General features: G+C 50.7%; 10 protein-coding genes. 7 read left to right on the plus strand and 3 right to left on the minus strand.

The features are described from left to right. Positions 1-215: 215 nt before the first annotated feature. Positions 216-938 (minus strand): ankyrin repeat domain-containing protein, encoded by a 723-nt coding sequence (locus ACQY18_RS05405; protein WP_428039132.1) that lies wholly within the window; start codon positions 936-938, stop codon positions 216-218. A gap of 212 nt (positions 939-1,150) precedes the next feature. Here ACQY18_RS05405 and ACQY18_RS05410 point away from each other — a divergent pair, with 212 nt between their 5' ends. After that, on the plus strand, positions 1,151-1,657 hold the full coding sequence (locus ACQY18_RS05410) for a type IV pilin protein (protein ID WP_428039133.1): 507 nt from the start codon (positions 1,151-1,153) through the stop codon (positions 1,655-1,657). 255 nt (positions 1,658-1,912) lie between these two features. Here the strand turns inward: ACQY18_RS05410 and nifJ are convergent, their stop codons facing one another. Beyond that, positions 1,913-5,482 (minus strand): pyruvate:ferredoxin (flavodoxin) oxidoreductase, encoded by a 3,570-nt coding sequence (nifJ, locus tag ACQY18_RS05415; protein ID WP_428039134.1) that lies wholly within the window; start codon positions 5,480-5,482, stop codon positions 1,913-1,915. 256 nt (positions 5,483-5,738) lie between these two features. Between nifJ and ACQY18_RS05420 the strand changes: the two genes are divergently transcribed. Both ACQY18_RS05420 and ACQY18_RS05425 read left to right on the plus strand, forming a co-directional pair. Then, positions 5,739-6,947: a glycosyltransferase family 9 protein gene (locus ACQY18_RS05420; protein ID WP_428039135.1), complete on the plus strand. Its 1,209-nt coding sequence runs from the start codon at positions 5,739-5,741 to the stop codon at positions 6,945-6,947. Positions 6,948-7,007: 60 nt separating this feature from the next. Continuing rightward, positions 7,008-7,487 carry a type IV pilin protein gene (locus tag ACQY18_RS05425; protein WP_428039136.1) on the plus strand — a complete coding sequence of 160 codons (480 nt, stop codon included), beginning with the start codon at positions 7,008-7,010 and terminating at the stop codon, positions 7,485-7,487. Positions 7,488-7,545: 58 nt separating this feature from the next. Here ACQY18_RS05425 and ACQY18_RS05430 read toward each other — a convergent pair whose 3' ends face one another. Then, on the minus strand, positions 7,546-8,091 hold the full coding sequence (locus ACQY18_RS05430; protein ID WP_428039137.1) for a nitroreductase family protein: 546 nt from the start codon (positions 8,089-8,091) through the stop codon (positions 7,546-7,548). A 63-nt stretch (positions 8,092-8,154) separates the two neighbouring features. On the opposite strand from ACQY18_RS05430, the gene dapF reads away from it, so the two are divergent. The 4 genes from dapF to ACQY18_RS05450 all read left to right on the plus strand — a co-directional run bounded on the left by dapF (position 8,155) and on the right by ACQY18_RS05450 (position 11,072). Continuing rightward, positions 8,155-8,988 carry a diaminopimelate epimerase gene (dapF, locus tag ACQY18_RS05435; protein ID WP_428039138.1) on the plus strand — a complete coding sequence of 278 codons (834 nt, stop codon included), beginning with the start codon at positions 8,155-8,157 and terminating at the stop codon, positions 8,986-8,988. Beyond that, positions 8,985-10,214, plus strand: a complete 1,230-nt coding sequence (locus tag ACQY18_RS05440) for an LL-diaminopimelate aminotransferase (protein WP_428039139.1) — start codon at positions 8,985-8,987, stop codon at positions 10,212-10,214. Before dapF ends, ACQY18_RS05440 begins: the two co-directional genes overlap by 4 nt. A gap of 42 nt (positions 10,215-10,256) precedes the next feature. Next, positions 10,257-10,745 carry a type IV pilin protein gene (locus tag ACQY18_RS05445; RefSeq protein ID WP_428039140.1) on the plus strand — a complete coding sequence of 163 codons (489 nt, stop codon included), beginning with the start codon at positions 10,257-10,259 and terminating at the stop codon, positions 10,743-10,745. 165 nt (positions 10,746-10,910) lie between these two features. Further along, the gene (locus ACQY18_RS05450) at positions 10,911-11,072 is read left to right on the plus strand and encodes a hypothetical protein (RefSeq protein WP_428039141.1); all 162 of its coding nucleotides are present in this window, start codon (positions 10,911-10,913) and stop codon (positions 11,070-11,072) included. Positions 11,073-11,149 lie beyond the last annotated feature (77 nt).

The raw sequence follows: 11,149 nt of genomic DNA on the forward strand, positions 1-11,149 counted from the left end.
CCCAGAACCCCGGTTTTACGGCCCGCATTACTCAAGAGGATTACGAGCGGGACCCGTTTACGGGCGAGCGGTTTTATAACCATTGGGACGAATTAACGAAGAAATAAAATTTGTGGGTGTTTTTGCTGAAAAACCGGGTGCTTTTACAGGCCCGGTTTTTTTATGGGGAGCGTAAAAAAGCGGCCCCCTGTTTGGGGGCCGTGGGGATTTGAAAATTATTTTTTAGCAGGCTTTTGGGCGGCTTTTTTAAGCAGGCGCGCAACTTTTTTGCTTTCTAAATCGGAGCGGGCTTGCACCACGGCTACCAGTTTGGCAAAGTTTTTGTCTTGGGTGTCGGCGCCGTGTTCCAACAGCAGTTGGGTAAGCGTGGGGCTTTTTTGGTATGCGGCGGCATAAAAAAGCGCGTTTAGGCCGTCTTTGGTGGTTAAATTAGGGTTGGCCCCGCGTTTAAGCATATAAGTAATTAAATCCGTGCGGTCGGTTTCCGACGGGAATTTTTGCGTCAGTGCCATCATAAGCGCGGTGGCGCCTTTATCGGTTTGGGTGTCCATATCCGCTCCGCGGAAAACCAGCAGTTTGGCGGCCTCGGTCCGGCCGTCGCGCGCGGCAATAAACAAAGGGGTCCAACCGTTGGGAGTGGCAGAGTTAATATCTAACCCTTCGTCTAATAAAAAGTTGATTACGTCCTCGCTCCCGCTGGAAGCCGCCGCGTGCAAGGCGGTAAAATCGGCCCCTTTATATTGGCGTTCGTCGTCGTCAAACAGCAAGGTGTAATCTAGGGGGGCGCCGTCTTCCACGTCGTTTTTAACGGCGGTTAAATCGCCCCGGTAGGCGTCTGCAATCAGGTTGGCGGCGGCGCGTTCCACCGCGTTTTGGCGGTAGGAAAGGCCCAAGCCCAACACCGCAATTACAATAATAAGAATGACCCATTTTTTCATTGTGTAAACCTCTCCCTGTTATTGTAGCAAAAGCGGGGGAAAAAATAAAAAAATTGTTTTTGTGCCCGGCAATTTTAGAAGGGGTTGTTTTGTTTTTTTTTTTTGATAAATTTTACATATAGGTAAAATTTATCAAAAAATGAACCTAACCATAAAAAAACGCTATAAAGGCCGTTTTTGGCTGTTTATGGAGTTATAAAAAGGAGCAGAAAATGAAACGAGGTTTTACATTAATTGAATTATTGGTGGTGGTACTGATTATAGGCATTTTGTCCGGCGTAGCCTTGCCGCAGTATGAAAAAGCGGTTATGAAAAGCCGCTATTCTAACTTAATGGCAACGGTGAATGCGTTGGGCACGGCGGAAGAACTCTATTATATGGCTAACGGAGAATACACCGACGATTTTGAAGCGTTGGATATTGCCCCCGGCGGATGCACCTTATCGGGCGATAAAAAAACTTGCACTTATGATTGGGGAAGTTGTAAATTAGATTCCTCCGGGAATGACCGCGCAGCGTGTGTAAATAATACAAGTATGAAAAACGGATATGCCTATTATTTTGAACATGGCGGGTATGCGGATTGGGGCCGCGCTTGTTGGGCACTGACGGCGGACAGAACGGATAAATATGCTAAACTTTGCGAAAATATGAGTGCAACTTTTGTGGAAAATACTAATTTTCCGCCGTACGGAAGTGGATTTCTTTACAAATTTTGAGTTGGTTTTTAGAGGGGCGGTAAGCCCGGCCCGCCACAGGCAACTAAAAAATTTGAAGTATTAAGTATAAGAAAACCCCCGGTTCGCTAACGCTTGCCGGGGGTGTTTCATCCTACTGGTTATAAATTACTTAACCACTTTTTCCGTCGGTTGGATAGCGGCCAGTTGTTTATACAGGTCGCGCTGCTGTTTGGGATAAGAAAACCCCCGGTTCGCTAACGCTTGCCGGGGGTATTTCATCCTACTGGTTATAAATTACTTAACCACTTTTTCCGTCGGTTGGATAGCGGCCAGTTGTTTATACAGGTCGCGTCTCCAAGCGTATTCGGATTCAGCGCGTTTAATCAGTTCTTTGGCAAGTTCCGGGTTATCGCGCATCAAGCCTTTGAAGCGGTTTTCGCCGCTCATGTAGTCCGCCAACGGCAACGTCGGCGCGCCTAACGGGCTATCCACATGCAAGGGGTTTTTGCCTTCGTAGCGGGCCTCGGGGTTGAAGCGGTACAGAATCCAGCGGCCGGCTTGTACGGCGCGTTTGGCTTCGCCCATACCTTTGGACATATCAATCCCGTGCGCAATACAATGGGAGTAGGCAATTACCAACGCCGGGCCGTTGTAAGCATCCGCTTCCGCCAGCGCTTGAATGGTCTGGTTCATATTGGCACCCATGGCTACTTGCGCAACATAAATGTTGCCGTAGGTCATGGCAATCATACCCAGGTCTTTCTTCGGCATTTGTTTACCGCCCGCCGCAAACAAGGCTTTGGCGCCTAACGGGGTGGCTTTGGACATCTGGCCGCCGGTGTTGGAGTAGACTTCCGTATCCAGCACCAAGATTTTGATGTTCTTGCCGCTGGCTAATACATGGTCCAAACCGCCGTAGCCAATATCGTAGGCCCAACCGTCGCCGCCCAAAATCCAGACGGATTTTTTGACGAGGTAGTCCGCCAAGCTCAGCAAGCGTTTGCAGGTATCGCAACCGCTTTCGGCGCCTTTGTTCAAAATGGCTTTCAAGTCGGCTACGCGTTTTCTCTGTTCTTCAACGCCCGCATCCGTGGATTGGTCCGCGTTTAACAAGGCATCAATCAAGGCCGCGTGTTCTTTTAAGCCGCCTTCTTTGGCTTGCAAGAGCAAGGCTTTGGCATCGTGGTTCAGTTGGTCAAACGCCAAGCGGATACCCAAGCCAAATTCCGCGTTGTCTTCAAACAAGGAGTTAGACCACGCCGGCCCTTTGCCGTCCGGGCGTTTGCAGTAAGGCGTGGTGGGCAGGTTGCCGCCGTAAATGGAGGAGCAGCCCGTCGCGTTGGCCACAGCCAAGCGGTCGCCGAATAACTGGGTCAACAGTTTTACATAAGGGGTTTCACCGCAGCCCGCGCACGCGCCGGAGAACTCAAAGAGCGGTTGGCGGAATTGGGAACCTTTGACGGATTCTTTCTTGGTGGTCACGTCCGCCTGTTTGAGGCCCAAGAAGAACGCAAAGTTGTCAATTTCGTTTTCACGCACGGAAAGCTGGTGAACCATGTTCAAGGCTTTCTTTTCCGGGTTTTCTTTGTTTTTGGCGGGGCAGTTAAATACGCAGGCGCCGCAGCCGGTGCAGTCTTCCACCGCTACTTGTACGGTGAATTTCTTGCCGGCAATATCGCCTTTGCCGTCGGCCGATTTGAAGGTTTTGGGCGCATCTTTCAGCGCGTCGGCATCATAGGCTTTAATGCGGATAGCCGCGTGCGGGCACACCAAGGAGCAGAAACCGCATTGGATGCAGGTGTTCGGGTCCCATTCGGGTACCATAATGGCAATATTGCGTTTTTCATACTGCGTGGTAGCGGTAGGATATACGCCGCCTTCCGGCATAGCGGAGGTGGGTAATTCGTCACCGCGGCCGGCAATCATTTCGCCCAATACATCTTTTACAAACGCGGGGGCGGAAGCCGGCACAGGGGCTTTGGTGTGCAGGGTGGAGGTCACTTCGGACGGGTATTTTACTTCGTGTAAACCCGCCAAGGCCGCGTCCACGGCTACATAGTTTTTCTTAACAATTTCTTCGCCTTTTTTGGAATAAGTCTTTTTGATGGCTTCTTTAATATCGGCAATGGCTTTTTCGGTAGGGATAACGCCCGCAATACCGAAGAACGCCGTTTGCATAATGGTATTGGTGCGGCTGCCCATGCCGGTAGCCAACGCAATATCGGAAGCATCAATGGTGTAAACTTTCAGTTTGCGGTCAATGATGATTTTTTGTACTTCGGCGGTCAGGTGGTTCCACAATTCATCCGCGGCATACGGCGCGTTGATTAACACCGTGGCGCCTTGTTTGGCTTTGCCCAGCACGTCGTATTTATCCAAGAAGTCAAACATGTGTACACCGATAAAATCGGCCGATTGGATAAGGTACGGGGCGCGGATGTAGTTTTTGCCAAAGCGGATGTGGGACGTGGTCATAGAACCGGATTTTTTAGAGTCGTACACAAAGTAGCCTTGCGCAAAGAAACCGTTGGCGCTGATAATCTTCATGGTGTTTTTGTTGGCGCCTACGGTACCGTCGGAGCCCAAACCGTAGAACAAAGCGGCAAAAATGTCGTTAGCGGCTTTGCTTTCCAATTTGGTTTCGGGTAAAGAAGTGTGGGTTAAATCGTCGTTAATGCCCACGGTGAAGTTTTTAATAGGCGCGTTAGCGGCCAAGTTGTCAAAAACGGCTTTGACGTGGGAAGGCGTAAAGTCTTTAGAGCCAATCCCGTAGCGCCCGCCAATGATAAGCGGCGTGGTGGGGAATTTGGCCTTGGCTTCGGCGGTTAAGAACGCGGCGCACACATCTTGGAACAACGGTTCGCCCAAGGAGCCGGGTTCTTTGGTGCGGTCCATAACGGCAATCTTTTTAACCGTGCTGGGGATAACGCGCACAAAATCGGCAATAGAGAAGGGGCGGAACAATTTAATTTTGAGTACACCCACTTTTTGGCCTTTCATGGCTTCTACCGCGTTTTGGGCCACGTCCGCGCCGGAACCCATAATCACTACCAGTCTTTCGGCGTCTTCGTCCCCAACGTATTGGAACAAATCGTATTTGCGGCCGGTCATTTTTTCAAATTTGGCCATTTCTTCTTTTACAATGCCGGGCACGGCGTTATAAAATTTGTTGACGGCTTCGCGCGCTTGGAAGTACACATCCGGGTTGGCGGCGGTACCGCGCACGGTGGGGTGTTCCGGGTTGAGGCCGCGGCTTTTGTGCTGGGCGATTAAATCGTCGTCAATCATTTCGTGCATTTGTTCTTTGGTCAGGGGTTCCACCATGTTCAGCTCGTGGCTGGTGCGGAAACCGTCAAAGAAATGCAAGAAAGGCACGCGGGCGCGCAAGGTGGCCGCTTGGGAGATTAAGGCCATATCCATGGCTTCTTGCGGGTTATCGGAGCAGAGCATGGCCCAACCGGTTTGGCGCACGGCCATAACGTCGGAATGGTCCCCGAAGATAGACAGAGCGGAAGTAGCAATCGCGCGGGCAGACACATGGAACACCGTGGGGGTCAATTCACCCGCGATTTTGTACATATTGGGAATCATCAGCAGTAAACCCTGCGAAGCGGTAAAAGTGGTGGTCAGGGCACCGGCCGTTAAGGAACCGTGTACCGCGCCGGAAGCACCGCCTTCGGACTGCAATTCGTTCACGGAAGGAACGTTGCCCCAAATGTTGGTTTCACCTTTGGCGCTTTTGGCGTCGCAGATTTCACCCATGGTGGAGGAAGGAGTAATCGGGTAAATAGCGATTACTTCGTTGGTGGCATGGGCGACGTGGGATACTGCACCGTTGCCGTCCATAGCAACTAATTTTGCCATATAAAGAAGTCTCCTTTTGCGTAAAATAAAAACGGTAAAACTCCGCACGCCCAAAGGCATGCGGGGGCCGGAGGTAAAAACCGGCTTAATACTATTGTATAACTTTGGGGGGGAGCGGTCAAACTATAAATTTACCGCGCGGTAAATAATGTTTGCATTTGGCCCGCGCCATCAAAATTTATTTTTTGCAAAAGGGTTTTTTTATGCAAGGCCCCGCTTTTTGGTAAACTATATAAAAAGGGGGCCGTTTTTAATTATGAACCGTTTATACCGTTTTGTTTGTGCGCACCGCCCGCTGTGCGTGGCGTGGGAAAGTTTGCGCTGGCTGGGGCATAAAATTTGTTTTTTCCACCATACCAAAACCCCGGTCTGGTACCGTTTTGATAAAAAATACGCGCCGGGGGAAACTCCGGCCGAAACCCTGCCTGTCAATGCGGAGTGGTACCGTATTTCCCGCCCGCTCTACCGCCACGAACACGTTTATTATAATGTGGATGCGGCCCTAAAAGCCAACCCCCGCGTAAAGGGGCTGGCGTTGGTGTTTTTTATGGGTATTGGGGATTATTTGTATACAACCCCCATGTTGGAGGCCCTCAAACAAAAATACCCGCAGTTGCCGTTTTATGCGTATGTGGGCGCGCAGTTTGACCGCAATAACTCCCCCTTGGTGGGCAAACTGTTGGAAACCAACCCGCATTTTGAAAAAGTGTTCTATTTTACAGGCTCCCGCCACCCGCTGATTTGGAAGAATTACGACTATTCCGCCGCCTTAAAAGACGTGCCGGAAGATTTTTTAGTTATGCCCGTTTATTACGATTACGGCGTGCATATTCCGCACCGCGTGAGCAGTTTGTTTGAAACCTTTAATTTGCCGGTTCCCGCCCAAACGCCCGCGCCGGTGATGTACTTCCCTAAAGAGCTGTCGCCGGTGGTGGCGGAGTATCTGGCCCGCGCGGAGCGGGGCGCGCAAGGCAAAAAAGGCATTGTGTTTTTGCAGTTGGATTCCCGCGGCTCTGCCTACACTTATCCGCACATGGTGCCTTTGGCGGAGGGGTTAATGAAAGCGGGGTATTTTGTAATGAGCGTGACGAAAGGCGGCCCGGAAAACAACCCGGATTACCTGTTGGTGGATATTAAAAAATTATCCATTAACGAAACCTGGCACCTGCTCCACCTGTTAAAAGCGCGGTTTGCTTTGTATGTAATTGCGGTAAACTCCGTGTTTTGGGCGGCTTCGGCGGGGCTGAATTTGCCCAATTTGGGGCTCCAACACTGGGTGGATAAAAAAGTGCATAATTTGTGGTACCCCAATATACAGGTTGTGACGGATTACATCTACCCGCTGTTGCCGCGTGAAAAGCAAATTGTGGCTCCGGCGGAAAGTTTTACGCCGCACAACCGCAAAATTATAGATTATAAGCCGGATTGGGTGATTAAGTGGTTCAAGCAGACGTTTGAAAAATAAACACTTGCTTTTTGAATTTGCATAACATAAACTATAAACAATTATAAAAGGGAGGTTTTTATGAAAAATAAGGGGTTTACCCTGATAGAATTATTGGTAGTGGTGTTGATTATAGGTATTTTGGCCGCAATCGCGGTGCCGAAGTATGAAAAAGCGGTAATGAAAGCGCGTATTGCCGAGGCTAAAACCACCTTAAAAGCGCTGGTGGAGGCTACCCAAATATATATTTTAACGAACGACGAAACTCCGCCAAGCATGGATAAATTAGATGTCCGCCCGCCGGCCTCCGGCAACTGGCGCTATTTTTACCGCACTTGTGATGGCAAAGGAACCAAACTGGGCTGTTCCCTTTCCGCCGAACCCTTAAAACCCGGCTTGCCGGTAGTGGGTACGGAAACGCGGGATTATGACCCGACAGATTCTTTGTACGGCGTATTTGAAGCGATTGAAAATAATTCCAATATTACGAATAAAGATGCTTGTTCCAAATACGGCGGAAAGATAAAATCCTCCGGCACGGATAATTACTGCGATTTATAATCTGTTCAGCCAAAAAAACGCCCCGGGTTTTGGCCCGGGGTGTTTTTTTCAAAACTACTTATTCCTTATATTCGTTATAACTTACTTTTTTATCAAAGGCTTCGCGGGGGCGCGCATCCGGCGTTTCGGCGGGGTAGCCCATAGCAATTAAATGCTCAATTTTTTTGCCTTTGGGCAGGTGGAAAAATTTTTCCGCTTTGTCGGAATTTAACCAACCAATCCAGCAGGTGCCAAGGCCTAAGTCCCACGCGCGCAACACCAGTTGTTCGCCGGAAATACCCTGGTCCACCAAATAAAATTCCGTCCGGCGGAAGTAATTGCCAATCCGGCTGGTAAAGGAGCCTTTGTCGGACACGGCGGCAATCAGCACCGGGGCTTTTTCGGCCCATTTGCTCATGGCGTACACGCCGCTGAAAGCCTCTTGGCAGAAAGCCGCTTTTACTTGCGGGTCGTCAATTACAATGTAATGCCACGGTTGGGAATTACAGGCGGACGGCGCCAGCCGGGCCGCTTCCAAACAGGCGTTGATTTTTTCCCGCTCTACGGGTTTATCCTGATATTTACGCACACTGCGGCGCGTTAAAATAGCTTGTTCCAGTTCCATAAAAAATTATCTCCTAAAACTATCTTATCATTTTATACAATAACAAAAGGGAGAATAAAATTTATGCAATTTACCAAATATAACGGTTTAGGAAACGATTTTGTTTTTGTAAACACGTTTAAGCACCCGGTGCAAGACCCGTTCCGCGCGGCTAAAATTTTGTGTGACCGCCGCCGCGGCGTTGGGGCAGACGGGCTAATATTAATCGGGCCGTCTACCGTCAATGATGTGCGTATGCGCGTGATAAATGCGGACGGCAGCGAAGCGCAAATGTGCGGCAACGCCTCGCGCTGTGTGCCGTTTTTTGTGCGGGAACAGGGTATTCTGGATAAAAATGAACTGACCCTGGAAACTTTAGCCGGGCCGATTTTTACCAAAATTGTGGACGAAGCCAAGGGTTTGGTGACGGTGGATATGGGCATACCGCGTTTGTTGCGGGGGCAAATACCCATGACGGGGGACCCCGCCGAATGTGCCATAGATATCCCCTTGCAAATGCCGGCGGAAGTAGTGTACGGCACGGCGGTATCCATGGGCAACCCGCATTTTGTAATGTTCGGGCCGGACGCGGAGCATGTGCCGGTGGAAGTATACGGCCCGCAGGTGGAAAACCACCCCATGTTCCCGCAAAAAACGAATGTGGAATTTGTGACGGTACTAGACAAAAACACCGTGCGTATGCGCGTGTGGGAGCGCGGCGCAGGCATTACGCAGGCGTGCGGAACCGGCGCTTGCGCCAGTGTGGTGGCGGCGGTTATCAGCGGGAAAACCAACCGCCATGTGACGGTAAAGCTGGACGGCGGCGCCTTGCAAATTGACTGGCCGGAACAAACACATATTTTTATGACCGGCCCCGCCGAAAAAACTTTTACAGGTACTTGGGAGAAACCACTGTGACTTTACTAAACCAAAATTACTTAAAATTACCCGGCAGTTATTTATTTTCCGAAATTGCCAAAAAGGTGGCCGCTTTTAAGGCCGCCCACCCGGATAAATCCGTCATCAGCCTGGGGATTGGGGACGTTTCCGCCCCGCTGGCCCCGGCGGTGGTGGAGGCGTTGCAAAAAGCCTCGCTGGAAATGGGTTCTGCGGACACGTTCCGCGGCTACGGGCCGGAGCAAGGCTATGCTTTCTTGCGCGAAGCCATTTTGCAAAACGATTATACCGCGCGCGGCATTCACCTGTCTGCCGATGAAATTTTTGTAAGTGACGGCGCCAAAAGTGATGTGGCCAACTTTCAGGAATTATTTTCGCCCTCGTGCGTGGTGGCGGTGCAAAACCCGGTTTATCCCGTATATGTGGATACTAATGTAATGGCGGGGCGCACGGGCCCTTTTGCAAACGGCGCGTTTGCGGGGCTGGTGTATTTGCCTTGCACGCAACAAAACGCTTTCACGCCGGATTTGCCCCACACGCGGGCGGATTTGGTGTATTTATGCTCCCCCAATAACCCCACCGGTGCGGCGCTCACGCGCGAACAACTCACCCGCTGGGTCAACTGGGCCAAAGCGAACCATGCCGTTATTTTGTTTGACAGCGCGTACGAGGCGTTTATTTCCCAGCCGGATGTGCCGCACTCTATTTACGAAATCCCCGGCGCGCAGGAAGTGGCGGTGGAGTTCCGCTCTTTTTCAAAAACGGCCGGATTTACCGGCACGCGCTGTGCGTATACTGTGGTGCCCAAAGCCCTGCAAGTGCAGGACGAATCGGGCCAAAATTACAGCTTAAATGCGTTGTGGCTGCGCCGCCAAACCACCAAGTTTAACGGGGTGCCCTATATTGTGCAACGCGCGGCCGAGGCCGTTTATTCTCCCGCCGGAAAAGCGCAAACGCGCCAAGCGGTGCAAACGTATATGCAAAATGCGCAAGTGATTTTATCGGCCTTGCAAAATGCCGGGCTGACGGCCTACGGCGGCGTAAATGCGCCGTACATTTGGCTCAAAACGCCAAACGGGCTTGATTCTTGGGCGTTTTTTGATAAACTGTTATCAGAGGCGTGCGTTGTGGGAACGCCGGGCGTGGGGTTTGGCGCGTGCGGGGAGGGGTTCTTCCGCTTAACGGCATTTAACACCCCGCAACTGACCCAGCAGGCCGCCGGGCGCATAGCGGCACTGACGTTTTAACGCTACATTTGATACAATAAAAAAGACAAAAGGAGATAACACATGAAACGTTCCAACCAAGGGTTTACCTTAATTGAACTTTTAACCGTAGTGCTGATTATCGGCATTTTAACCTCGGTAGCGCTGCCGAACTACACCCGCAGTGTAGAGCGTTCCCGCGCGGTGGAGGCAATGGCTTCTATTAAAGCTATTAATGATTCCATTTATACTTATTATGCCAAACACCAGGAATGTCCTACCACGTTTGACCAACTGATGGTAGACGTGCCCGGCGGCGGAAACAGCGCCACGGCGGTGGGGAATAATTTTACGTTCAAACTGGGGGGGAACGGCACTTCCCGCATTTTTGGTACTACTTGTTCCAGCGTGGTGGCCGTACGCCAGACGGCTTCTTATGAATACCGCATTTGGAACCCGTATACCACCGCTACCGGGGTTAAACGCTCTTTGGCGTGCAAAGGGGAAAACCCCAAAAGCACCGGGGTTTGTGATTCGTTGGATTTAGCCACCGGCACACCGCCTATGAAGTAGATTTATTCCAACCTGCAACCGGGTGCATAAAAGCGCCCGGTTTTTTTGTGCCCCTGGAATGCCCCTTAAAAAAACAGTTGCAAAATACGGTCAGATAATGTACTATTTTTGCATTATATAATAATAAATAATTAAGTATATTTAACGCAAGATGAGAGGAACCCCATGGCAGACAAGAAAAAGGATATTTCCGAGGGAGCAGACCGCGGTAGTAAGGCCGCAGGCAGTGTTGGGGCTTTTTTTAAGCAGTTAAATTGGGATATTGTTTCTTTTTTTCCGAACAGCCCGTGTGCGCGCGATAAGAAGAAACCCAAAGAAAAAGAATGATTTTATCTGCCGGGTGCGCGGGTGTGATAGCGGCGGCAGGCCCCTTTACTTGGGGTTGTGGCGTTTCGGCCCGGCGG

This window comes from Candidatus Avelusimicrobium faecicola (assembly GCA_900540405.1).
In the GTDB taxonomy this organism is placed as follows: domain Bacteria; phylum Elusimicrobiota; class Elusimicrobia; order Elusimicrobiales; family Elusimicrobiaceae; genus Avelusimicrobium; species Avelusimicrobium faecicola.